This window comes from Neisseria zalophi, assembly GCF_008807015.1.
In the GTDB taxonomy this organism is placed as follows: Bacteria; Pseudomonadota; Gammaproteobacteria; order Burkholderiales; family Neisseriaceae; genus Neisseria; species Neisseria zalophi.
The window spans coordinates 1342406-1368638 of sequence record NZ_CP031700.1; the positions used below are offsets into that span (position 1 = coordinate 1342406).

Consider the following 26233-nt stretch of genomic DNA (forward strand, 5'->3'; position numbering starts at 1 on the left):
AATCTTATATATTTAATTTCAAATATACTTTTAGGAATTAAATGTTTTATTTGGAATAAATTTATTAGTAATTATCAACTTTAAAGTTAACTTAATTTAGATTTAGGTAGAAATATGCAGAAAAAAGTTATGAAGTGTGTGCTGGTTTGGGTAGCTTCGTTGCTCATATTAAGTGCTTGTTCTTCTAATCATAAGCCTCCTAAAGAGTCTGATGAAAGCGGAGAAAATATTGATATTCAAATTATTGTATCACCCGATGTTAATCCTGATATTGTGGGGAGACCGTCACCAATTCAGTTAGATTTTTATCAACTCTCTTCTGATGGTGAGTTTAAAAAAGCAAATTATTTTGAATTGGTAAATGAATCTAAAGAAAAGTTAGGTGATAAGTTAATCCAGCAGAATCAATTTATGTTATATCCAGATACGGTAAAAATATTGCCACTTAAAATTGATTCGCATCTGAAATATTTAGGGGTTGTTGCAAGTTATCGTGATATTGATAATAGTAAATGGCAAATAATATTACACAAGCAAAAAAAACGATGGTATCAGTTTGGTAAAAAGTATTTTTATTTAAAAGTTGATAAAAGTGGATTATATCAACTGTCAAAATTAGAAATGCGCGAATTTTTAAAAGAATATAAAGAACGTTACCCATCTCAAGAAAAAATTAAAGAGAATGGTAAGGTTAAACAACAAAGAGATTTTAATAAAGGTATTTTTCTTGAAGAAAAGTAGAATTTAAAATAATTTTTATTGAGCTTATAAACATGGGAATTGAAGCAAAAGTAGTTTGGTCTGAAGGAATATTTATTACTCCTCAACATTTTCAACAATTTGAACGTTATCTTGAATCAAGCTTACGGCAATTTATTATGCAAAATGGCTATTTCTGGGGGTTCTCATCGTTGACTGTGGATACAAGTAGCTTAAAAGCTGGAGTAATTAGTGTGCGTGAAGCTGAAGGAGTTTTTCCTGACGGTTCTATTTTTGTCTTTTCTGAAGGTCAATTACCTAGCTTAAATTTGAAGGTTCCAGCTAATATTAAAGATGAAAAAGTATATTTAGCAGTTAATTTACCTTCTTCTGTAAATAGTGAAGTTGAATTTGGGAAAAATGAAATATCTTCAGATGTATGCAGATATAAAGCATTTGAAAAAGCTTTGTCTGATACAACCAATATTGATTTAGATAAGCGGACAATAACATTGGCAGAATTAAACCCTGTACTTATTTTAGAAAGTAATCTTACCAGTGGGCAAACGGCTTTACCTATTGCCATAATTCATTCAAGTTCTGCAGATTTTGAGGTTGTTTTAGATGAATCATATATACCTCCTTCTTTAGGGAGTCAAAAACAACAGCATCTAAAATCATATATTTCAGAAATATATGGTTTATTGATGCAAAAAAGTAATAGTTTAGCTAATGCAGTAAATGATCCTAATACAGGTGGTTCTGTTGAAGTGATGGATTTTATGATGCTGCAAACGATTAATCGTTATTTAGCATATTTAAGTCATGAAAAAGATGGAGCACGAAAAACTCATCCAGAAGAGTTATTTGTTAATTTATCGAAATTATGTGCTGATTTAATGACATTTTTACCATCCCGTAAGGTTGCCAATATACCTGTTTATGAACATAATGATTTAGCCACTTGCTTTGGGAAATTATTTTTTAATCTTCGAAAATCTCTTTCAATGGTTCTTGAGCAAAGAGCTATTCGGATTCCATTGGATATGCGTGATGAAGCTACTCATGTTGCACAAACTCCAGATCAAAGTTTATTAGATAAAGCTTCATTTATTTTAGCAATAAAAGCAGATATGCCTAGTGAGGCTCTGCGTCAAAAAATACCAAGTGTAGTTAAGATTGGTACGGTAGAAAAAGTTAAGGAACTAGTAGCTTATCATCTTCCGGGAATTAGAGTGCATGCATTGTCTGTTGCCCCAAGAGAATTACCATATCATAATGGTTATGTTTATTTTGAATTAGATAAACAGCATGAATTATGGGATGCTTTTGATATCTCTTCTGGTATGGCTTTTCATTTGGCAGGTAACTTTCCAAATTTAGATGTGGAATTTTGGGCAATTAAATCTTTAAGTTAATTAATTTAATTTGGAACTTTTTTATGAGTAACCAGAATAATACTATATATACTGTGGCAAGTGGATTTAATCCTTTGATTGAAGCTGCTAAGCCGATTTTTATGCTAGTTAATGCTATGCAACAAACTACAAGTCAGTTGTCTACGGATAGTTTGATTAATAAATTTTCTTTATTAATCAATCGCTTTGAGGAAAATGCTGAAAAAAATGGTGCAAAATATGATGCAATTCAAGCAGCAAAATATTGTTTGTGTACATTTGTTGATGAATCTGCGGTTCGTGCTGGATGGGCTGATGAGCACTGGTCTAAAAATAGCCTTCTTGTTTCCTTATATGATGAAACATGGGGAGGCGAGAGATTTTTTGAGATTATTCAAAACCTTAAAAAAGATCCAGATAAGAATATTGATTTGATTGAGTTTATGTATTTATGTCTGCAATTTGGATATAAAGGTAAATATCAGGTTTTAACAAGTGGTGAGTTAGAGGTTGATAAAATTAAAAGAGATCTACTTGATATTATTCATAATAGAAAGCCTGACCAAACAGCTAATTTATTTGAATACCATCCTGTTGTCAAAGATGTTTCTAAAAGAAAAAATAGAAGAATAATTCCTTTGTGGGTAGTAGGTGTTTTAGGTGCAGTTATTTTAGGTGCTGGGTATTTTGCTATGTTGTGGGCATTAGGTGATAATTTTGATGTCGCAAGTACTAAAGTTAATAGCCTGAAATTACCGGTTACTACTGTCAAACAAAAGGAATTAACAGTAAGGTTACGTCCCTTGCTTGAAAATGAAATTGAAAGAAAATTAGTATCTGTTGTTGATTCACAAGATAGAAGTACTGTAACTATTTTAGGTGATGGCTTATTTGAGTCAGGTTCTACAGCTATACAAGATCAATATTATCCAGTATTGGCAACAATAGGACAGGCTTTAAATAGTGTTGAAGGGCAAGTAGTAGTTACTGGTTATACTGATGATAGACCTATTCAAAGCTTAAATTTCCCATCTAATTGGCATTTATCGCAAGGTAGAGCTGATGCCGTTAAAGAAATTTTATTGAATTATGTTAACAATGGAGCAAATCGTATTCGCTCAGAGGGGCGTGGATCTACAAATCCAGTAGCCTCTAATGACTCTCCTGAAAGTAGGGCTAGGAACCGTAGGGTTGAAATTACTTTATTTACTACAGGAAAAGGTCCCAAATTGGGCAGCAGTGTTGAAGTAAATGAAGCTGATGTTGATAACACTGTGTCTCAACCACAAAATAAATAGTATAAATATCGGCAATTAATCTAAAAATTCGGATTGGTACGGAAAAACAAATATGAAAAAATTTTTTTATTTTCTAGGTTCCCGTTCTTTATGGGTAATATTAGGCCTCATAGGTTTAATTGTTTTAGTATGGTTTATCGGCCCTTTGATTTCTATTGGAGATATACGTCCGCTAGCAAGTAAAAGTGTTCGGTTGGTTGTATGTATTGCAATTATTGCTATTTGGTTTATTAAGGCCATATTCCGTCAATATCGAGAATTAAGGCGAAATGCTGCATTAATTAAGGAGATTAAAGCAGCACAAGAACCTATTTTGAAAAACTCAAGTGATACTAGCTTAATGAGTAGGCAGTTTGCCGAAATGGATAAGGTGCTAAAAAATGCTAAATTTTCTAAATCAAAAAATAGCTTATTAGCAAGATTTGAGGATGGACAGTATCTTTATCAGATGCCATGGTATGTTGTTTTAGGTGCTGCAGGATCTGGTAAAACTACAGCTTTGAAACGTTCAGGTCTTAATTTCCCTTTAGAAAGTACTTTAGGTACATCTGTAAGTGGATTGGCAGGAACACGGGATTGTGATTGGTTTTTATCTGACGAAATTGTATTTTTAGATACGGCTGGTAGATTATCATTACATGATAATCATAGTGATAAAGACTCTGAAGATTGGGAAGAATTTGTTTCTTTATTGAAGCGTTATCGACCTAAGCAACCAATAAATGGTGTCTTAGTAACCGTTGGCGTTGATGATTTGTTAGGCGGAAAAACTAATATTGTTGAGATGTCAGTAGAGTTACGCAAAAGAATACATGAAATGCATAACCAATTAGGTATTCATTTCCCCGTTTATTTAATGATAACCAAATTAGATTTATTGAATGGCTTCGATAAATTTTTCTCCAATTTAAATGAAGAACAGAGAAGTCAATATTTTGGTATCTCATTATCCAATGTTGAGGGAGTTGAAACACCTATTGCAACAGCATCTAATTCTTTGTCTCAAATAGTAGATAAATTACGCTCATCTACATTAGGTATTATTAATAATTTAGACTCTTCGGAAGATAAGGCTGCAGCTTTTGCGTTTCCTGAGGAGTTCCAGCGCCTAAATGAGGCTGTATTATCTTTATTGAAAGAGTTATCTAAATCTTCCAAATTTGAGCAGCCAATTGTATGGAGAGGTGTGTGTTTTTCAAGTGGAACACAAACTGGCCAACATTTTGACTCAATACTTGATGGATTTACTAACGATTTTCAGCTATCAAAAAAATATTCAGATTCAGAACGAACTGCCTCTAGCAATTCCGAATACAGTTATTTTTTAAATAAATTATTTTCAGATGTAATTTTGAATGAATCAGATTTAGCTGGAGAAAATAAGTCTTGGTTTTTTAGAAATCAAATGTTGTATTGGTCAGGTATAGCTATTATTGCACTTATTGTTATAGGTGGGGTAATGCTAATGTTGAATAGTTATGCCAATAATAAATCTTATTTAACTCAAGTTGGTGAGCAAGCAGACCAATTAGGGCAAAAAGTAAAAGAGTACACAGATACTGCCGATTTACTTAGAGCCGTTACATTTGCCAATCAAGTTAGGGATACAACTAAGAGTAATGATATTAAGGATCTTTCATCTCCCCCATTAACATATAGATTTGGGTTATATCAAGGGCATCATATGGAAGATGTTGGTGAATCTTCATATCAAAGAATACTCCAAGATAATGTCATGCCTTTAATAAGTTATAAACTGGATGAATTATTGAGAAAAACCAATGGTTCTGATGGTATTAATGGCTACAATGCGTTAAAAGCTTATTTAATGATGTTTAATAAAGAGCATTTTGATGCAGAGTTTATGCAAAACTGGTTAATGTCTAATTTGTCAAAAGAAGAAGCTGCAAATATGAATGATCAACAGAAAAAATCTGTTGAGCAGGCATTAAGACAAATTCTGACTAAACAAAGCATTATTTCCAGTGTGCCTTACGATGAGGAGCTAGTTGAGCGTCGTAGACAAGAGGTTGCACAAAAGGATATTGTCACAATGGTTTTTGAAGGCGCAATAAATACCATTGTTAAATCAGATGAAAAAAATATAACTGCAGTATCATTTTCCAGTATGGGGGGAGTACAAAGCCATTTACTCTTTCGAAGAAAAAGCGGTAGAGGGTTAAAAGAGCCGATTAATTTCATTTATACAAAAGAAGCATATATTACAAAAGTTTTACCTGCTATGGTCAAATCAGCAGAGCAGTTTTTTAATGAAGATAATTGGGTGTTAGAGAATTATTCTTCGCTTAGACAAGATAAAGCATCAGTTCTTTCAGATGCACAACGGTTATATTTTAATAACTATATTAAAGCATGGAATGATTATTTAGCAGATTTATCATTAGTTACACCCCAGTCATCTCGAGAGAGTATTCAGATTGCGAAGCTTCTATCTGAAAAAAATTCACCTTTGGATAGAATAATTCGAGGAATTAGTGACAACACAACATTAACTATTGGTAGTCAACTTTCTGATAAAGCGGATAGTAAAATTACAGATTGGTTAAATAAAGTGGGTTTGGCTAAATTATTAGATTCAGATGATAAAAATAATATTGAAAATGGATTATCAACATTGAAACAAGCAACACCTGTTGATGATGCATTTGCTGATTTCCATATCTTAGTTAAGACTGAACAAGAACAGCCACCGGCTATTAATCAGGTAATTGATGCTATTAATGATTTATATGTTTATTTGGTTGCAGTAAATGTTGCTGTTGAGAAAGGCGTAGATTTACCGCCGGATGAGCCATTTGTTAAATATAAAGCAGAGGTGAATAGATTGCCCTCACCATTTCGTCAAATGCTAGATAACTTTTCTGGGATTGTTGTAAATAATACTGAAAAAATAGTTGATGAGAAATTAATGTCAACTTTAGAAAATCAATTAACAACAGTTACAAATATTTGTCAACAGATGAAAGAAGAGGGTTATCCATTTGAAACAAACTCGGAAAGAAATGTTAGTTTAAAAAGTTTTGCTAATATATTGGGTCCAAATGGCTTATATAGTAATTTCACTAAGTTATCGGATCAAGCAGCAGTATTGGCGAGATCTGATAACTTGGAAGACCTTATGTCTAAAAATACAATATTTAAAGAACGTTTTAGTGCTTTAGAGGAAGTAAATTCTGTTCGTCAGGCTTATTTTAATAAAGGTCAAGAATCGGCTCAATTTGATTTTTCGGCAAAGGTTTTAATTTTAGATCCCAGTGTAGATAATGTTAGCTTTTCTTATGATGGAAAAACTTATGTATATAATCATGGTCCTGTAAATCCAATGTCTTTCACTTGGCCGTCTGAAAATGGGGATGCTTTGGCAAAAATTGAAATTACCTCTCCTGAAATTAATAGTGCCAGTATTAGTGCAAATGGAACATGGTCTATTTTTAAATTATTAGAAAAAGGAAAAATTTTACGCCAAACGGATAATGTTACAGTAGTTGAATATAATATTAAAGATAAAAATGTTGTTATTGAGCTTACTAGTTCGTCTTCTAAAAATCCTTTTGATATGAATAAATTAAGAAGTTTTCAATGTGTATGATTTTGAAGGTTGTTAAATAAGTAATTTAACTTAAAATCACTTAGGATATGCTATAAACATATATCGTGAGTAATAAGATATAAATAAGGAATTTCAAAAATGAATAGGACAGTCGTTGCTCATACTCCTTTAGGACAAGGACTTCTGTTTAAAGAGATGCATGGAACGGAGTCTATCTCAAGCCTTTTTGAATTTAATATTGTATTGGTATCTAAGGATTCAAATTTACAAGGGCGTGATATTGTCGGACAACCGATGACTTTAGAAATCGATACAGAAGCAGGCTCTCCTCGCTATCTTAATGGGTTAGTAACAGATTTTGGTTATATTGGTGAAGATGAAGACGAAGAAAGCTATCATGCTTATTCGTGTACTGTTCGTCCATTTATGTGGTATCTAACTCAAAATACCGATAGTAGGGTGTTTGTTGATAAAACCGTATTGGATATTACTAATGAGGTGTTGGGTACCTTTGGATTTCCTTATCAAATAAAATGTCAGAAAAGTTATAGAACCAGAGGCTTTTGTGTTCAATACCAAGAAAATAGTTTTAATTTTTTAAATCGGTTATTTGAGCAAGAAGGCATTTATTATTATTTTACTCACAATAATGGTTCTCATGAATTAGTCATTGTAGATGATATCGGTGTATTAGAAGAAATTGATTCTCCTAATATTCCTTATCATTCGCGACAAACCGCACCGGGAGCGCCGAGTACTGCTTATATTGATATATGGGAAGAACGCGACTCATTGAAATCCAGCCAAGTAGTAACACAAGAATATAATTATAAAAATGCTAAAGTAGAGATGAAATCACAGGATACGGTTCATGATTTCAATTCCGTTGCGATGGAACACTATGATTTTTACACTGGATTCAGTGATGTATCAGAAGCGCAAAATTATAGTCAGGTGCGGAGTGAAGATTTAAAAAGCCAAACTAAATCTATCACAGGCTCCGGAACTGCTTTAACCATTGCTCCCGGATATACATTTTCATTAAATAAACATCCACATTCATCCTCTAATACAGAATACACAATATTACAGGCAGACTATGATTTTGAAGAGGCCGGTTATACCACGGGTGACCGTATTGGTAGGTTTAGAATATCATTCCGTGTATTACCCAAATCATATCAATATCGCCCTCCTTTAAAAACGCCGAAGCCAAAAGTGTTGGGTACACAGGCAGCTACGGTAACCGGTCCTGCCGGAGAGGAAGTATATACCAATGAATATGGTGATATTAAAGTACAATTTCATTGGGATCGTTATGGAAAAATGGATGAAAACAGCTCTAACTGGGTGAGGGTTGCACAGGGATCTGCCGGAGCCGGGTTTGGTTCTATTAATACTCCTCGTATTGGAGAGGAAGTTTTAGTGGATTTTATTAATGGCGATGCAGACAGGCCGATTGTGTTAGGCCGTCTTTATAATAGTGCCATGTCGCCACCTTGGGGTTTTCCTGCTGCCGCAAAACAATCCGGTATTAAGAGTAAAAGTTTTAACTCACCATTGTCGAATTTCAATGAGCTGATGTTTAACGATACGGCAGGTTCTGAAATCGTTAATTTCCAGGCTCAGAAAGATTTAACCTCATTGGTTAAAAACAATGAAACCCGTAATGTTAATAATGACCGTACAACAACAATCGGTAATAATGAAACAGTAACTGTCGTGGGTGATAGAGCAAAAACCGTTCAAAAAAATGAAACGGCGGCTATTACACTAGACCGTACGAAAACAGTGGGTCAGAATGAAACATCCAGCATTACCAAAAATCAAAGTATTAGTGTAGGTGAAAATCAAAGTACTAGCGTAGGCCAGAATCAAAGTGTCGATGTCATTCAAAACCGTACTCGTACAGTTGGTGAAAATGAAAATGTATCGGTTGGTCAAAGCCAAGCTTTAACTATAGGTAAAGATCACAACACGATGGTTGGTCAAAACCAAGCTTTAACTGTAGGTTCCAATCGTAATAAAACCATTGTTTCCAACGAAGTGAGCAGTATAGGTGGAAATAAACAGCAAACAATTACTAAAAATGCCGTCAGCACTGTCGGTATAGGTAAAATGTCCACGATTGGTGCAGGTTATATGTTGAATGTCGGTGGTGGCTGGATGACTAACGTGGGTGCGGCTGAAATGCATAATGTCGGATTGGTCATGGGATTAAACGCAGGCATGAATGTGGGGGTAAATGCCGGCCGTCACATTACTTTATCGGCTAATTCGAAAATTACCCTGCAAGTAGGTAGCTCGATGATTGTTATGGATAAAAATAAAATTTCCATTGTAAGTAAAACCATTAAGGTTGTAGGCACAAAAAAAGTAGATATGGATGGTAAAAAAGTAGATATTAACTAATCGTTATATGGAAGTATTATGTTTGAACTACAAAACCATACATGCTTTTACGCACAGCAGTTTCAAAATGTTGATCAATTAGATCGTACATATCATGTTGTAGTAGCAAAAGTTAGCTATGACTTTGAAATTGATGCAGCCACTGGTCAGACTGAGCTTGATTTTGCTGATAATCAGTCTCCCTTGGTTTTTGCTGATACTTATTATGGAGATCCGGCACAAACTGCTACATTATTGGAAAGTGATTTTTCTTTATATAAACCTAAAACCGACGTAGTAGTTAATGCCGTTGCTTATGCGCCGGATGATTTGCCTGCCCGTCAGTTTTCTGTTGCTTTAAAAATAGGTGACTATCAAAAAACACTTGCTGTTACAGGTAGCCGCTACTGGCTGCGGGAAGCAGTAGGTTGGACTTTGAGCGAACCTACTTTAATCGAATCATTGCCTATCCGATATGAATTTGCTTTCGGGGGTAGTGGGGCAGAAAAAGATCATCAAGGCTACCAGCAAAATGCGATTGGTATGGGTTATTACACCAAATCTTTTTTGCAGCAAAACAGCAGTAAACGCATGTTTCCTGCCCATCAGATTTATGATCCTGCCCGACCCATTAAAGATCCTAATGAACAGGCTGTGCCGGAAGGGTTCGGTTTTTTCTCACGCTACTTTGCAGAACGTGCCCGTCACACAGGTACCGCAGATGAAGAATGGATAAAAAACCGAGCACCATTGTTACCAAAAGACTTTTCTATGGCTTATTGGAATGCGGCACACCCTTCATTACAGTTGCCGCATTTCAAACATAATCATATTTATGAATTTGGGTTTACAGGTATGGTGCATTCCTTTCAAGCACCAAATCGGCATTTTACGGTTTTCCTTCCTGTCGAAACATTATTTATACATATTCAAACCCCGAAAAATCAGTCGCTTTGTAAAGATATGATTTTAGATACCGTATGGGTTGATGTGGAAAAACGTCGGATAACTTGTACCTACCGCACATCATTCCCAGAGGAACTAGAAGTTTCCTCATGCCAATTACGTTTTATTGCCAGAAGTGAGCGTGGGGCATATATAGAACAGGCAAAAGCAGCAATAGATAATCAAGAAGCGTTTATTCCGTTACCTCCGTCTCTTCACATAGATTTAAAAACGCAAAAATTGAGCAAGCAAAAACAATAATATTTATTTAAATTATTAATATTCTCAAAAAGGTTAACTAGGAGCAATTATATGGCCATCAATAAAATCGCCCGCAAGAGCAGTAAATTCAAAGTGATTTTTATGGTGCCCGATTTCTGTTGGCCGCCGCCGCCCGCACCGCCTACCGTACCGCCGATTCCCTTCCCACTGTTTGCCGATTTGGGTAGTGCCAAAACCGTTGCCAAAGACGTTAAAATCAACCGCAAACCCGCTTTTGTATACAATGCCAGTAAGGCCGGTAGAACTTATGGCGACGAAATCGCTTTGCCCGGTCGTAAAGGCGTCGTTTCCCGTACCGCCACCAAACCGGCCTGGCCGATGATGCATTCTTCTTCGGTTAAAATCCGCAAGCGCTATATTATCCGCACCGGCGATATGTTCCATATGAACGGCAAGTTTAAAAAACGGTTGCCGCCCAAACCCTGTATTTCCTGTAAAGCCGCCGCAGGGGCAGGCCGCCCGGTCAACCCGATACACGGCCTCAAGTTTTTAACCGACGAAACCGATTTTGCCTTTGAGGGCATACTGCCTCTGGTCTGGAGCCGCAGCTATTATTCCGACCAAGACGGCACCGGCTGGCTGGGTGAGGGCTGGAGCATACCGGGCAGCCAACGTATGGTGCGCAGCGCAGCGGGTTTGGCCTATATCGACGATCAGGGGCGGTTGTTTCCGTTGCCGGAAGTGGAGGAAGACGACGAAGAGCCGGTATTGTTTGAGAGCGAGCAGATCTGGTTTAGTAAAAACCCCGACGGCCATTATGTGATTGCCTCTTTAGACGGTTCGGTATCATTGCGTTTCGCCCCGTTAACGGTTTCCGACGACGACCCGAACGGTGAACATTGTGCCGAACTGCCTCTGGTTGCCGTAGAAGACGCCAACGGCAACCACCAGCGTTTTATTTACCATCCCGTTAGCGGACTGCCGCAATACATTATCGACGGCAACGGGCGGGTATTTCATCTGGCCTTCGGCAATGTCGGCGACGCAGCCGACCCCAAAATGCGGCTGCTGTCGGTGTCGTTGCTCGAAGCACTGCCCGCAGCGGGCGCAGATGCCCCAAGCGGTGAGGTATGGGTGCGCTACCAATACAACCGCAGCGGCGATTTAATCCGCGTTATCGGCCGCGACGGCGGCACCAAACGCAGCTTCACCTACCGCAACAACCTGATGGTGTCGCACACCGATGCCGCCGGCCTCAGCTCTTTCTACGAATACGACCATTACACCCCCACCGGCAAAGTGCTGGTTAACCGCACCAGTTTGGGCGAAGAATGGCGTTTCACTTATCACAACGGCTATACCGAAGTCACCGACGTTCTCGGCCGTACCGAACAATACCATTACGACTATAACAACGAGCTGACCAAACGGGTCTATGCCGACGGTAGCGAAGTATTGATGGAGCGCGACCACCTCGGCCGGCTGCTCAGCCACACCGACGCGATGGGGCGCATTACCCGCTATCAATACAGCAACGAAGGCCAAATCGAAAGCATGATCCGCCCCGACGGCGCCATTCTGCATTTCGACTACGACGACAGCTACCGCCTTATCCGCCAAAGCGATGCCGAAGGAAACTACGACAGCTACAGCTACGACGAAGCCGGCAACCTCCTCACCCACACCAACCCGATGAAGCACATCACCCGCTTCGAGTATGCCGACAACGGCCTACTGCTGTCGGTCACCGATCCCAAAGGCACCACCACCGGCTATCACTACAACCGCCACAACCAGCCCGACCTCATTACCGACTGTTCCGGCTATGAAACCCGGCTGGCCTACAATCAGGAAGGGCGGCTGACCCGTATTACCGACGCCTTAGGCCAATATACCGAATATCAATACGACCCCAACCAAAACCTCACCCTCGCCGTTTATCCCGACGGCAGCAGGGAGCGCTTTCATTACGACCCCGCCGGCCGCCTCACCACCCATACCGACGGCGAAGGCCACACCACCGCATACGAATACGGCCAAGACGGGTTGCCGACCCAACGCACCAATGCCCTCGGCCACACCTTCGGCTACCACTACGATAAAGCCAGAAGACTGATCGCCCTCACCAATGAAAACGGCGCCCGCTACCGCTTTGCCTACGACGACAACGACCGCCTGATTGCCGAGAGTGGCTTCGACCACAAACTGACCGCCTATCACTACAATCAAGGCGGCGAACTCGTTCAGCAAAACGAATACGGCGACGATACCGCCACCGCCGCCAAACTCATGGCACAACTAAGCGGCCAATCCGCCCCAAGCACAGACAGAACCCCGCTTTCAGACGGCCTCAAAGACAAAACCCCGCTCAGAGTCACCGAATTCCAACGCGACATCTTAGGCCGTCTGACCCGCACCACCGCCCACGACAATCAGGGTCACACCCAAGAAACCGTTTACGGCTACGACAGCAACGGCAACCTCGTCCGCGCCGCCAACGAAAAAAGCATTACCTGTTTCGACTACAACCCCAACGGCCAACTTATCGGCCAACACCAATGGGCGGTACCGACCCGAGAAGAAAACACCCGAAACGGCCTGCCCGACACCGACTGGCGCGACCCGCAATACGATATGCTGTTTCTGCCGCAGACTAAGAGTATCCATTACCATTACGACTTCAACGGCAACTGCACCGCTACCGTACTGCCCGACGGCAGAAGCATCAACCACCTTTACTACGGCAGCGGACATTTACACCAGATTAACCTAGACGGCGACACCATAACCGATATCGAACGCGACAAACTGCACCGCGAAATCGAACGGACACAGGGTAAACTCACCAGCCGCTACGAACTCGACCCCTTAGGCCGTCTGAAAAAACAGATTGCCGAATTAAATGCCGTTACCCAACCCAAAGGCAAAAACCAAACCGCTGCCGGTCATACCGCTGTCAAACGCAGCTACGGCTACGACAAAACCGGCAATCTGACTCACAGCAGCGACCAAAGAAGCGGCGTAACACAATTCGAATACGACAAACTCGGCCGAATCACTAAAGCCGACAAAGAAACCTTTGCCTTCGACCCCGCCCACAATATCCTTTCAGACGGCCTCAAAGACAATATTGCCGACAACCGTTTAAAAACCTACAACGGCATCAGCTATTATTATGACGACTTAGGTAATCTGATTCATAGAGAGCTGGCCGACGGCGAAGTGCAGAACTATTTCTACGATTTGCACGACCAACTGGTGAAAGTGGAAATCTTTAAGCCCGAACAGGAAAAAGAGACTTGGGTTTATAGCTACGACGCACTAAGCAGAAGAACCGGCAAAGGCCGTCTGAAAAACGGCCAAGAAGTTTCAGACGGCTTAGAGGATAAAACCGACTTCACTTGGGACGGCAGCCACCTGATACAGGAAACCCGTTCAGACGGCCTGTACACTTATATCTATACCGATAAAGATTCTTACGAACCTTTGGCACAAATCCGCAATTGGACAAACGAAGAGGGGGAAAGCTACCAAGAAACCAATTATTTCCACTGCGACCAAATCGGCATTCCGCGAGAGATGACCGATAAAGACGGGAATTTATTGTGGTTTGGGAAATATAAAGGTTGGGGGAAATTAGAAGAAGAGACCAATATCACTAATGCCCATCAGCCGTTTAGGTTGCAAAACCAATATTGCGACCAAGAAACGGGGTTGCATTATAACTTCTTTAGGTATTATGAACCCGATTGCGGGCGGTTTGTGAATCAGGATCCGATTGGGTTAAGTGGGGGAGTAAATTTATACAGGTTTGCACCGAATACACAAAAGTTTATTGATCCTTTTGGTTTATGGTTTTGGTTATTAGCTGGAGTCGGTGCCGGAGGCGGTGGTGCTGCCGCTACGGGAACTGCTGTCGGAGGGGCGGCTGTTGTAAAAGGAACTTTATTTGTAGGCTCTGCCGCTGCTGTTGGATATGCTGGAAGTAAAGCAATAAGTGCCTCTAAGGCAAGAGAAAAAACAGTAGAAGATGCTTGTATAGGCCGTTGCCAAGAAGAAAAAAAAGACCCTTGTTCAAAATTTCCTACAAAAAATGCAGCTAGAGTAAGTGCCTTAAGGCTGGCCGGTATCCCGACAAGCTCAACACCCATTGCTCAAAATATAATACCCAACTGGGAACAATATATGTATAAAAACCCAAATGGTTCACGAACACCACTAATTGTGTCGCATCATCCTGCTGATGCAACACATCCTTGCCCGCATTGGCATGTAGGTACTGCTAAAATGGACAGAGGTCTTGTTCAAACAAGAAATAATGGAAATGGTACATTTTCATGGAAATACTATAAAGATAATGTAACCATACAGCATAGAAACTAATATTATGACAAACATGCAAGAAAAAATCTTTATCTTAAAACAAAAAAATTTAATCAATAAGTTAAAAGAAAATTATTTTTTAAATGATTTAATTATGGATTCTGAAAGTATTATTTTGTATCCAAATTCATCTGAAATAATTGATAGCATTTTTTTAAATCATAAAAATGTAGAGCTTAGAAAAGAAAATTCTAATCTTATAATAAAAAAAGAAATATTAGAATTTTTTTGAAGCGGATCTAAATGATATTGCTTATGTATATTTTTATGGTGGAATAAATAAATCGGCTAAATTCCCAATAGAATTATTTTTTATTTACCATTAAAATAAAAAAATATTGATAAATGGCTAGAGTTGATAAACAAACCTGATTTTTATTGCTTAAAATTTTTCAACGCTAAAATAAATAAAATAATTGACATATCTCTGCTAGACAATAATGAAAATGAAGAAGATATATTATCCGTGTTTACTGGAATAAAAGTATAACTCACTCTGTTGAAAAGAAAAGTATATTTAGAAACTCTTCTTGTGAATAAGAAGTTTTATGTTTGAAAAAATCAATTAGTTTTTTAAAACAATGTGTACCAATAGCATGCGTTTTTTATCTAAACTAGCCTTAACCTACACGGAATCCCATCATGGCCATCAATAAAATCGCCCATAAAAGCAGTAAATTCAAAGTGATTTTTATGGTGCCCGATTTCTGTTGGCCGCCGCCGCCCGCACCGCCTACCGTACCGCCGATTCCCTTCCCACTGTTTGCCGATTTGGGTAGTGCCAAAACCGTTGCCAAAGACGTTAAAATCAACCGCAAACCCGCTTTTGTATACAATGCCAGTAAGGCCGGTAGAACTTATGGCGACGAAATCGCTTTGCCCGGTCGTAAAGGCGTCGTTTCCCGTACCGCCACCAAACCGGCCTGGCCGATGATGCATTCTTCTTCGGTTAAAATCCGCAAGCGCTATATTATCCGCACCGGCGATATGTTCCATATGAACGGCAAGTTTAAAAAACGGTTGCCGCCCAAACCCTGTATTTCCTGTAAAGCCGCCGCAGGGGCAGGCCGCCCGGTCAACCCGATACACGGCCTCAAGTTTTTAACCGACGAAACCGATTTTGCCTTTGAGGGCATACTGCCTCTGGTCTGGAGCCGCAGCTATTATTCCGACCAAGACGGCACCGGCTGGCTGGGTGAGGGCTGGAGCATACCGGGCAGCCAACGTATGGTGCGCAGCGCAGCGGGTTTGGCCTATATCGACGATCAGGGGCGGTTGTTTCCGTTGCCGGAAGTGGAGGAAGACGACGAAGAGCCGGTATTGTTTGAGAGCGAGCAGATCTGGTTTAGTAAAAACCCCGACGGCCATTATGTGATTGCCTCTTTAGACGGTTCGGTATCATTGCGTTTCGCCCCGTTAACGGTTTCCGACGACGACCCGAACGGTGAACATTGTGCCGAACTGCCTCTGGTTGCCGTAGAAGACGCCAACGGCAACCACCAGCGTTTTATTTACCATCCCGTTAGCGGACTGCCGCAATACATTATCGACGGCAACGGGCGGGTATTTCATCTGGCCTTCGGCAATGTCGGCGACGCAGCCGACCCCAAAATGCGGCTGCTGTCGGTGTCGTTGCTCGAAGCACTGCCCGCAGCGGGCGCAGATGCCCCAAGCGGTGAGGTATGGGTGCGCTACCAATACAACCGCAGCGGCGATTTAATCCGCGTTATCGGCCGCGACGGCGGCACCAAACGCAGCTTCACCTACCGCAACAACCTGATGGTGTCGCACACCGATGCCGCCGGCCTCAGCTCTTTCTACGAATACGACCATTACACCCCCACCGGCAAAGTGCTGGTTAACCGCACCAGTTTGGGCGAAGAATGGCGTTTCACTTATCACAACGGCTATACCGAAGTCACCGACGTTCTCGGCCGTACCGAACAATACCATTACGACTATAACAACGAGCTGACCAAACGGGTCTATGCCGACGGTAGCGAAGTATTGATGGAGCGCGACCACCTCGGCCGGCTGCTCAGCCACACCGACGCGATGGGGCGCATTACCCGCTATCAATACAGCAACGAAGGCCAAATCGAAAGCATGATCCGCCCCGACGGCGCCATTCTGCATTTCGACTACGACGACAGCTACCGCCTTATCCGCCAAAGCGATGCCGAAGGAAACTACGACAGCTACAGCTACGACGAAGCCGGCAACCTCCTCACCCACACCAACCCGATGAAGCACATCACCCGCTTCGAGTATGCCGACAACGGCCTACTGCTGTCGGTCACCGATCCCAAAGGCACCACCACCGGCTATCACTACAACCGCCACAACCAGCCCGACCTCATTACCGACTGTTCCGGCTATGAAACCCGGCTGGCCTACAATCAGGAAGGGCGGCTGACCCGTATTACCGACGCCTTAGGCCAATATACCGAATATCAATACGACCCCAACCAAAACCTCACCCTCGCCGTTTATCCCGACGGCAGCAGGGAGCGCTTTCATTACGACCCCGCCGGCCGCCTCACCACCCATACCGACGGCGAAGGCCACACCACCGCATACGAATACGGCCAAGACGGGTTGCCGACCCAACGCACCAATGCCCTCGGCCACACCTTCGGCTACCACTACGATAAAGCCAGAAGACTGATCGCCCTCACCAATGAAAACGGCGCCCGCTACCGCTTTGCCTACGACGACAACGACCGCCTGATTGCCGAGAGTGGCTTCGACCACAAACTGACCGCCTATCACTACAATCAAGGCGGCGAACTCGTTCAGCAAAACGAATACGGCGACGATACCGCCACCGCCGCCAAACTCATGGCACAACTAAGCGGCCAATCCGCCCCAAGCACAGACAGAACCCCGCTTTCAGACGGCCTCAAAGACAAAACCCCGCTCAGAGTCACCGAATTCCAACGCGACATCTTAGGCCGTCTGACCCGCACCACCGCCCACGACAATCAGGGTCACACCCAAGAAACCGTTTACGGCTACGACAGCAACGGCAACCTCGTCCGCGCCGCCAACGAAAAAAGCATTACCTGTTTCGACTACAACCCCAACGGCCAACTTATCGGCCAACACCAATGGGCGGTACCGACCCGAGAAGAAAACACCCGAAACGGCCTGCCCGACACCGACTGGCGCGACCCGCAATACGATATGCTGTTTCTGCCGCAGACTAAGAGTATCCATTACCATTACGACTTCAACGGCAACTGCACCGCTACCGTACTGCCCGACGGCAGAAGCATCAACCACCTTTACTACGGCAGCGGACATTTACACCAGATTAACCTAGACGGCGACACCATAACCGATATCGAACGCGACAAACTGCACCGCGAAATCGAACGGACACAGGGTAAACTCACCAGCCGCTACGAACTCGACCCCTTAGGCCGTCTGAAAAAACAGATTGCCGAATTAAATGCCGTTACCCAACCCAAAGGCAAAAACCAAACCGCTGCCGGTCATACCGCTGTCAAACGCAGCTACGGCTACGATAAAACCGGCAATCTGATTCACAGCAGCGACCAAAGAAGCGGCGTAACACAATTCGAATACGACAAACTCGGCCGAATCACCCAAGCCGACAAAGAAACCTTTGCCTTCGACCCCGCCCACAATATCCTTTCAGACGGCCAAAAAGATAAGATTGCCGACAACCGCCTCAAAACCTATAACGGCATCAGCTATTATTATGACGACTTAGGCAACCTGATTCACCGCGAACTGGCCGACGGCGAAGTACAGAACTATTTCTACGATTTGCACGACCAACTGGTTAAAGTGGAAATCTTCAAAAAAGATAACAGCAAAGAGACTTGGGTTTATAGCTACGACGCACTAGGCAGAAGAACCGGCAAAGGCCGTCTGAAAAACAGCCAAGAAGTTTCAGACGGCTTGGAAGATAAAACCGACTTCACTTGGGACGGCAGCCATTTAATACAGGAAACCCGTTCAGACGGCCTGTACACCTATATCTATACCGACAAAGATGCTTACGAACCTTTAGCACAAATCCGCAATTGGACAAACGAAGAAGGGGAAAGCTACCAAGAAACCAATTATTTCCACTGCGACCAAATCGGCATTCCGCGTGAGATGACGGATTCGGAAGGCAAACTGCTTTGGTTTGGTGATTATTACGGTTGGGGTAAGTTGAAGAGTGAAAGCAATATTACCGGAGTGCATCAGCCGTTTAGGTTGCAAAACCAGTATTGCGATACCGAAACGGGCTTGCATTATAACTTCTTTAGGTATTACGAGCCGGATTGCGGGCGGTTTGTGAATCAGGATCCGATTGGGTTACTTGGGGGAAATAATCTTTATCAATTTGCTTTCAATACGCAAAATTGGTTAGATACATTAGGATTGAGCGCCGTCTGGATGACTAAGCTCATGCGTAATATGCTAAAAAGTAAAAAACCTGTTACTTATCAAGGCAGGACTGTTTATCAAGACCCGAAAGCTTTTGCTTTTACCAACTCAAATATTTGTAAAATGTGGAAAGGGCAGGCTCCACGAGGCCATAATGGCATAGAGATTCAATTACACCATATATCTGGAAAGGATCCTGGTCCTTTGCTAGAAATAAATGGCTTAATACATCGGAAGATTAGTAAACAATTACATTTTTTTATTACGGAAAGTTTCCGTAGAAATAAAGCCCAGGCTCAAGCATTTGACAGTTTTCGTGAGGCATATTGGAAAAAGCGAGCACAAGATCATATTGGAAGTTGTAATAAACCATCGTATTGTAAATAAACATTAAGGAGTTGCTATGAGTCAGTTATCAAATATAGAAAATAAGTTAGAAATTGTACTTCCTAGTTCGTATAAAAATACTATTAATAAATTTCAATTATTTATGGAAATTGAATTTAATAACTATCAAATTAATCTATTTAATGAAAAATCGTTGTTTGATGACTTAAATGGCTTTCCTCAATGGAGCTATTTAGAATACTTAGTAGAAATAAATAAAGAGAAGCAACTGATGCCTAATGTTGTAGAAAGGCATGACTTGAGTGGGTATATTGATTCTGAACGAGTAAAAAGAGGTTTGATGTTTGGTTCTTTAGCTGATGGAGCATGTGTGTATTTTGATTTGGAAGATGGTTTATCAATATGGGAGTATTGGCTAGATGACGGAAGCATCGGAAAAATAGCAGACAATTTTGATGAAATTCTCTCACAAGGAGATGTTATAGATTTTGAATAAGAAGAAAGCGTAGGTTGGGTCGAGACCCAACAAATCCATTGAGGCTGTCTGAAAAAACAAAACTTTTCAGACGGCCTCAAAGACAATATTGCCGACAACCGTTTAAAAACTTACAACGGTATCAGCTATTATTACGACGACTTAGGCAACCTGATTCACCGCGAACTGGCCGACGGCGAAGTGCAGAACTATTTCTACGATTTGCACGACCAACTGGTGAAAGTGGAAATCTTTAAGCCAGAACAGGAAAAAGAAACTTGGGTTTATAGCTACGACGCCCTAGGCCGAAGAATCGGCAAAGGCCGTCTGAAAAACGGCCAAGAAGTTTCAGACGGCTTAGAAGATAAAACCGACTTTATTTGGGACGGCAGCCACCTGATACAGGAAACCCGTTCAGACGGCCTGTACACCTATATATATACCGACAAAGATGCTTACGAACCTTTGGCACAAATCCGTAATTGGACAAACGAAGAAGGGGAAAGCTACCAAGAAAACAACTATTTCCACTGCTACCAAATCGGCATTCCGCGTGAGATGACGGATTCGGAAGGTAGACTGCTTTGGTTTGGTGATTATTACGGTTGGGGTAAGCTGAAGAGCGAGACCAATGTAACGGAAATAGTGCACCAACCGTTCAGGTTACAAAACCAGTATTGCGACCAAGAAACGGGGTTGCATTATAACTTCTTCAGGTATTACGAGCCTGAATGCGGGCGGTTTGTGAATCAGGATCCGATTAAATTAAGCGGGGGAAATAATTTTTATCAGTTTGCTGAAAATATAACTGGTTGGCTAGATCCGTTAGGGTTGGCAACACTTAAATTATCAGGAAGGATAATACGAGTACATGCAAATGATGTTGATCCATTTCCAAGTATGCCGCATGGACATATTTATGATGAAAATCTAGTGGTAGATAAAAATGGAAATCTTTATGTTGCTGGGAAATGTCATTCTAAGGCGGATAGTATTGGCCGCCTAAAGAAAAAAGAAATCCAACAATGGCAATCTTGGTTAAGAAAACAAGGCTATACAATTTAATAAGGCAATGGAGAAATATTATGAAGTCAATTATCATTGATAGATGGCCTATTCCAAACTATATAGCTTTGAGAACGCTATGGTATGAAAATTCAACGATTAGTTTAATAACTACAGAGTTATCTTGTTATGATGAAATTGTTCCATTCTTGATTTCTGAAGGTGACGAATTTGCCTTAGTTGTTTTATCTGATTTGGTTGAAAAAAAGAATTTTCCATCTAAATTCTTAGAAAAAGTTTTTTATACAGGTGATTTAGGCTGTCAGTTATCTGTTTGTTATAGTGAAAAAGTTCCTGAGTCACTAAGAGCAGAATGTTCTCGCCTAAAATTATCAAAACATTAGCAAGCTGTAGCCTGCATCAAACACTTATTAAAACATCCGTAGGGGGCGGGTTACATACTTGCCACCTACTATTCAAACTGCCGTCAAACGCCGCTACGGCTACGACAAAACCGGTAATCTGATTCACCGCAGCGACCAAAGAAGCGGCGTAACAAAGTTCGAATACGACAAACTCGGCCGAATCACCAAAGCCGACAAAGAAACCTTTGCCTTCGACCCCGCCCACAATATCCTTTCAGACGGCCAAAAAGATAAGATTGCCGACAACCGCCTCAAAACCTACAACGGCATCAGCTATTATTACGACGACTTAGGCAACCTGATTCATAGAGAACTGGCCGACGGCGAAGTACAGAACCATTTCTACGATTTGCACGACCAACTGGTGAAAGTGGAAATCTTCAAAAAAGATAGCAGCAAAGAGACTTGGGTTTATAGCTACGACGCGCTAGGCAGAAGAACCGGTAAAGGCCGTCTGAAAAACGGCCAAGAAGTTTCAGACGGTTTGGAAGATAAAACCGACTTCACTTGGGACGGCAGCCACCTGATACAGGAAACCCGTTCAGACGGCCTGTACACTTATATCTATACCGATAAAGATGCTTACGAACCTTTGGCACAAATCCGCAATTGGACAAACGAAGAGGGGGAAAGCTACCAAGAAACCAATTATTTCCACTGCGACCAAATCGGCATTCCGCGTGAGATGACCGATAAAGACGGGAATTTATTGTGGTTTGGAAAATATAAAGGTTGGGGGAAATTAGAGGAAGAGACCAATATCTCTAATACTCATCAGCCGTTTAGGTTGCAGAATCAGTATTGCGATACCGAAACGGGCTTGCATTATAACTTCTTTAGGTATTACGAGCCTGAATGCGGTCGGTTTGTGAATCAGGATCCGATTGGGTTAACAGGTGGTGAAAATTTCTATTTATTTGCTTTTAATTCTAGTTACTGGATAGATCCTTTAGGGCTTGTAAAGTGGAGGGGTACATCTAATACAATAGGTTATGGCTTTGTTACTAATACACAATTTAATTTACAATATGAATGTGTCAATGGTAAATCGGTCTCTGTAATGGTATTAACATTAGGTGGAACTTTTGGAATTGGGGCAGGAGCATTACAATCACATGTAGAATTTGATGATGGGTTATCTTATTTGGATCCGTATGCATTAAAAGGATTATATACAGATGGCTCTGGGGCAATTGCTGTTGGTAAAGGAGTAAGTGCTGGGTCAACTACTATAGGGAAAGCAGAGACAAAAGGGATAATTGGTACTACAACTGGCGCCACCGCCACAATTGGTTCTATACTGGGATTTTCAGGAGTAACAGTTGTTAAACAGTCTTGGCGTGGTTGTTCAAAATGTAATATTCCAAATATTCCAAGCGGGATGGGCATGAAAGATATATGGGGAATGCCTTATTAAGTAAGGTTATATTAAAAGGGCTTAATCATGCTTCAAATTATAAATCAATATTTTCCTATAATATTAATTACATATTTATTAATAATATCTTACATGTGTATTTATTTAAATATAATATCATATAATTTAATTGGTAAAATAAAACAGATCCCTGATTTACATCATATGATGGGGAAACCTAATGTTTTTTACTTTGTATATCAATTTCCATTTTATCTTGACTATAAATTTCTATTTTTTATCATTAAAAACCCATGTTTTTTAACACTAACTTATTTAACTACAAAAGATAATTTATTAAAAATAAAAATATATTCTAAAATTCTTTTATACATGCATAGTATTATTCCAATAAGTCTAGTATTGCTTTGTATCTATAATATAATAAAAATATTATTATGATAAATAAAAATGATGATAAACTTAATAAAATTCAATATAAATATGTTTTATACTACTATAACAAATAATTTTTAATTTTTTAATGATAAAGTAATCAAATATATGAAAAACATTTTAATATTTTTTTATTATTATCAGGTTGCGATAATTTTGTAAGTAAAAAAGCACTTTCCTCTGATTGTTTAAATAATGCTGCAGTTAGCCAATTAATGGAATGTGCAGAAAATGGAAATCTTGAGAGTCAGTACGAGTTAGCAAGCCGTAGCCTGCATAAAAATATCTATTCAAAGTGTAGGGTGTTGTGCCCTTTGGGCACGCACGCTTTTTTTGGCATTCATCAGGCCGTCTGAAAAAACACATCGCCGAATTAAATGCCGTTACCCAGCCCAAAGGCAAAAACAAAACCGCTGCGGGTCATACCGCCGTCAAACGCAGCTACGGCTACGACAAAACCGGCAACCTCATTCACAGCAGCGACCAAAGAAGCGGCGTAACACAATTCGAATACGACCAACTCGGCCGAATCACCAAAGCGGATAAAGAAACCTTCGCCTTCGACCCCGCCCACAATATCCTTTCAGATGACTTCAAAGATAAGATTGTCGACAACCGCCTCAAAACCTACAACGGCATCAGCTATTACTATGACGACTTAGGCCATCTGATTTACCGCGAACTGGCCGACGGCGAAGTGCAGAACTATTTCTATGATTTACACGACCACCAACTGGTGAAAGTGGAAATCTTTAAGTCCGAACAGGAAAAAGAGACTTGGGTTTATAGCTACGATGCGTTAGGCAGAAGAACCGGCAAAGGCCGTCTGAAAAACGGCCAAGAAGTTTCAGACGGCTTAGAAGATAAAACCGATTTTACTTGGGACGGCAGCCACCTCATACAGGAAACCCGTTCAGACGGCTTGTATATCTATATTTATACTTACAAAGATGCTTACGAACCTTTGGCACAAATCCGTAATTGGACGAATGAAGAAGGGGAGAGCTACCAAGAAACCAATTATTTCTACTGCGACCAAATCGGCATTCCGCGTGAGATGACGGATTCGGAAGGCAAACTGCTTTGGTTTGGAAAATATAAAGGTTGGGGGAAATTAGAGGAAGAGACCAATATTGCTAATGCCCATCAGCCGTTTAGGTTGCAGAATCAGTATTGCGATACTGAAACGGGGTTACATTACAACTTCTTTAGGTATTATGAGCCTGATTGCGGGCGGTTTGTGAATCAGGATCCGATTGGGTTGGATGGTGGGGAGAATTTTTATTGGGTTGCTCCAAATGCACATGTATGGATAGACCCTTTAGGCTTAGCTCGTGGTAAAGGGGAACGGGGTGCTACTGGTGGTGCTGGAGGAAAAAATTCTGCTAATCCATATAAGCATTGTAGAGAATATAACCCACCATAACGTGGTTTTGTAGAGTGTAAAGATCATCAAAGTGGTAAAAAGAAAAGAGTGGCTCGCCCTGCAGAAATGCCATATCCAGGAGATCAGCTAGAATTCTCGAAATGTGATAGTTGTTCAACGGCAGCGAAAGCTATTGCGGGAGTTGGAATAGGATATTTAATATATCGTGGTTTAAGAATGATTCCATCTTTACTTCCACCTCTATGGTGGACAATCCCTGCGAATGCTGTTACTCCTTAATTTTTGATAAGGATATTAAATTATGGTTAATGAATCAGAATATACAGATGAGTTTCTTCAAGCAAATGATGCCCTTGAAAAAGAAGATTATAAAAAGGCGTTTTATTTTTTAAAAAAAGGGGCGTTAAAGCATGATGTTAATTGTTATAATAATTTAGGAATGTTATATGATCTGGGATATGGGGTTAAAAGAAATTTTAATTCTGCATTATATTGGTATAAAAAAAGTTGGCGGTACGAAGGGAAAACAGGTGGTGTCTCCTCTAATATTGCTTCACTCTACGCAAGTGAGGGAAATGTAAAACGTGCAAAATTTTGGTGGAATAAAGCAATATTAGAGCTTGGTGACGGAGATGCTGCACTAGACTATGCAAAATTCTTAATCAAAAATAATAATAGTAAAAATAATAATAAAATAATTGAATTACTTAATTTTGTTATAAATAGTAGTTATGTAACTGAACTATCTAAAGAGGAAGCTAATGATTTGTTGGAGGATTTAAATAGCAAACCGTAGTCTGTATAGAATATTCATTCAAAGCGTAGTGTGGCGTGTTCAAATTGCACGAACATATTATTTAACTTTACAAAAAAGTGTGTCAATTCCCAGAGTTGTAGGTTAGCCTATATAAAAATATTTATTCAAAGTGTAGAGTGTTGTGCCCTTTGGGCACGCACCTTTTCTTGAAAAGAAGTAGCATAACAAAATTCGAATACGACCGACTCGGCAGAATCACCCAAGCCGACAAAGAAACCTTTGCCTTCGACCCCGCCCACAATATCCTTTCAGACGGCCTCAAAGATAAAATTGCCGACAACCGCCTCAAAACCTACAACGGCATCAGCTATTATTATGACGACTTAGGCAATCTGATTCACCGCGAACTGGCCGACGGCGAAGTGCAGAACTATTTCTACGATTTGCACGACCAACTGGTGAAAGTGGAAATCTTTAAACCCGAACAGGAAAAAGAGACTTGGGTTTATACTTATGACGCACTAGGCAGAAGAATCGGCAAAGGCCGTCTGAAAAACGGCCAAGAAATTTCAGACGGCTTAGAAGATAAAACCGACTTCACTTGGGACGGCAGCCACCTCATACAGGAAACCCGTTCAGACGGCCTGAGACCTTTGCAAAAACCCTAAAAATCCCTTAAATTCTTCACCAAAGATATTTAAGGGATTTCT

Annotated in this window: 17 protein-coding genes; all 17 read left to right on the top strand. The window is 40.9% G+C overall.

The window, feature by feature from the left end; genetic code table 11:
- Positions 1 to 114: 114 nt before the first annotated feature.
- The 17 genes from tssJ (at position 115) to D0T92_RS06200 (ending at position 26191) form a co-directional block, all read left to right on the top strand.
- Positions 115 to 741 (top strand): type VI secretion system lipoprotein TssJ, encoded by a 627-nt coding sequence (gene tssJ / locus D0T92_RS06120; RefSeq protein ID WP_151051193.1) that lies wholly within the window; start codon positions 115 to 117, stop codon positions 739 to 741.
- 32 nt (positions 742 to 773) lie between these two features.
- Positions 774 to 2117, top strand: a complete 1344-nt coding sequence (tssK, locus tag D0T92_RS06125; protein ID WP_151051195.1) for a type VI secretion system baseplate subunit TssK — start codon at positions 774 to 776, stop codon at positions 2115 to 2117.
- Between the two features lie 23 nt (positions 2118 to 2140).
- Positions 2141 to 3394, top strand: coding sequence for a type VI secretion system protein TssL, long form (gene tssL / locus D0T92_RS06130; RefSeq protein ID WP_151051197.1), 1254 nt, complete (start codon positions 2141 to 2143; stop codon positions 3392 to 3394).
- A 52-nt stretch (positions 3395 to 3446) separates the two neighbouring features.
- On the top strand, positions 3447 to 7004 hold the full coding sequence (tssM, locus tag D0T92_RS06135) for a type VI secretion system membrane subunit TssM (RefSeq protein WP_151051199.1): 3558 nt from the start codon (positions 3447 to 3449) through the stop codon (positions 7002 to 7004).
- Positions 7005 to 7103: 99 nt separating this feature from the next.
- Positions 7104 to 9377, top strand: coding sequence for a type VI secretion system Vgr family protein (locus D0T92_RS06140; RefSeq protein ID WP_151051201.1), 2274 nt, complete (start codon positions 7104 to 7106; stop codon positions 9375 to 9377).
- Between the two features lie 18 nt (positions 9378 to 9395).
- Positions 9396 to 10562 (top strand): DUF2169 family type VI secretion system accessory protein, encoded by a 1167-nt coding sequence (locus tag D0T92_RS06145; RefSeq protein ID WP_151051203.1) that lies wholly within the window; start codon positions 9396 to 9398, stop codon positions 10560 to 10562.
- Positions 10563 to 10613: 51 nt separating this feature from the next.
- Positions 10614 to 14906 carry an RHS repeat-associated core domain-containing protein gene (locus tag D0T92_RS06150; RefSeq protein ID WP_151051205.1) on the top strand — a complete coding sequence of 1431 codons (4293 nt, stop codon included), beginning with the start codon at positions 10614 to 10616 and terminating at the stop codon, positions 14904 to 14906.
- A gap of 4 nt (positions 14907 to 14910) precedes the next feature.
- Positions 14911 to 15138: a hypothetical protein gene (locus D0T92_RS11560; RefSeq protein ID WP_225315082.1), complete on the top strand. Its 228-nt coding sequence runs from the start codon at positions 14911 to 14913 to the stop codon at positions 15136 to 15138.
- A 410-nt stretch (positions 15139 to 15548) separates the two neighbouring features.
- On the top strand, positions 15549 to 19700 hold the full coding sequence (locus tag D0T92_RS06160; RefSeq protein ID WP_151051206.1) for a DUF6531 domain-containing protein: 4152 nt from the start codon (positions 15549 to 15551) through the stop codon (positions 19698 to 19700).
- A gap of 16 nt (positions 19701 to 19716) precedes the next feature.
- Entirely contained in the window at positions 19717 to 20157 is a 441-nt protein-coding gene (locus D0T92_RS06165) for an SMI1/KNR4 family protein (protein ID WP_151051208.1), read from the top strand.
- Between the two features lie 180 nt (positions 20158 to 20337).
- On the top strand, positions 20338 to 21201 hold the full coding sequence (locus tag D0T92_RS06170) for an RHS repeat domain-containing protein (protein WP_263641672.1): 864 nt from the start codon (positions 20338 to 20340) through the stop codon (positions 21199 to 21201).
- A gap of 20 nt (positions 21202 to 21221) precedes the next feature.
- Positions 21222 to 21545 (top strand): hypothetical protein, encoded by a 324-nt coding sequence (locus D0T92_RS06175; RefSeq protein WP_151051212.1) that lies wholly within the window; start codon positions 21222 to 21224, stop codon positions 21543 to 21545.
- 58 nt (positions 21546 to 21603) lie between these two features.
- A complete protein-coding gene (locus tag D0T92_RS06180; protein WP_225315083.1) occupies positions 21604 to 22983 on the top strand; it encodes an RHS repeat domain-containing protein in 1380 nt (459 codons plus the stop codon).
- Between the two features lie 703 nt (positions 22984 to 23686).
- On the top strand, positions 23687 to 24805 hold the full coding sequence (locus tag D0T92_RS06185; protein WP_151051214.1) for an RHS repeat domain-containing protein: 1119 nt from the start codon (positions 23687 to 23689) through the stop codon (positions 24803 to 24805).
- A gap of 66 nt (positions 24806 to 24871) precedes the next feature.
- Positions 24872 to 25045 carry a hypothetical protein gene (locus D0T92_RS11835; protein ID WP_151053003.1) on the top strand — a complete coding sequence of 58 codons (174 nt, stop codon included), beginning with the start codon at positions 24872 to 24874 and terminating at the stop codon, positions 25043 to 25045.
- A gap of 22 nt (positions 25046 to 25067) precedes the next feature.
- The gene (locus D0T92_RS06195) at positions 25068 to 25562 is read left to right on the top strand and encodes a tetratricopeptide repeat protein (protein ID WP_151053004.1); all 495 of its coding nucleotides are present in this window, start codon (positions 25068 to 25070) and stop codon (positions 25560 to 25562) included.
- Between the two features lie 167 nt (positions 25563 to 25729).
- On the top strand, positions 25730 to 26191 hold the full coding sequence (locus tag D0T92_RS06200) for a hypothetical protein (RefSeq protein WP_225315084.1): 462 nt from the start codon (positions 25730 to 25732) through the stop codon (positions 26189 to 26191).
- Positions 26192 to 26233 lie beyond the last annotated feature (42 nt).

Coding starts and splice junctions, on each gene's coding strand:
- tssJ (WP_151051193.1), top strand. CDS start 115: ATGCAGAAAAAAGTTATGAAGTGTGTGCTGGTTTGGGTAGCTTCGTTG.
- tssL (WP_151051197.1), top strand. CDS start 2,141: ATGAGTAACCAGAATAATACTATATATACTGTGGCAAGTGGATTTAAT.
- tssM (WP_151051199.1), top strand. CDS start 3,447: ATGAAAAAATTTTTTTATTTTCTAGGTTCCCGTTCTTTATGGGTAATA.
- tssK (WP_151051195.1), top strand. CDS start 774: ATGGGAATTGAAGCAAAAGTAGTTTGGTCTGAAGGAATATTTATTACT.
- D0T92_RS06140 (WP_151051201.1), top strand. CDS start 7,104: ATGAATAGGACAGTCGTTGCTCATACTCCTTTAGGACAAGGACTTCTG.
- D0T92_RS06195 (WP_151053004.1), top strand. CDS start 25,068: ATGGTTAATGAATCAGAATATACAGATGAGTTTCTTCAAGCAAATGAT.
- D0T92_RS06160 (WP_151051206.1), top strand. CDS start 15,549: ATGGCCATCAATAAAATCGCCCATAAAAGCAGTAAATTCAAAGTGATT.
- D0T92_RS11560 (WP_225315082.1), top strand. CDS start 14,911: ATGACAAACATGCAAGAAAAAATCTTTATCTTAAAACAAAAAAATTTA.
- D0T92_RS06150 (WP_151051205.1), top strand. CDS start 10,614: ATGGCCATCAATAAAATCGCCCGCAAGAGCAGTAAATTCAAAGTGATT.
- D0T92_RS06165 (WP_151051208.1), top strand. CDS start 19,717: ATGAGTCAGTTATCAAATATAGAAAATAAGTTAGAAATTGTACTTCCT.
- D0T92_RS06145 (WP_151051203.1), top strand. CDS start 9,396: ATGTTTGAACTACAAAACCATACATGCTTTTACGCACAGCAGTTTCAA.
- D0T92_RS11835 (WP_151053003.1), top strand. CDS start 24,872: ATGCCATATCCAGGAGATCAGCTAGAATTCTCGAAATGTGATAGTTGT.
- D0T92_RS06175 (WP_151051212.1), top strand. CDS start 21,222: ATGAAGTCAATTATCATTGATAGATGGCCTATTCCAAACTATATAGCT.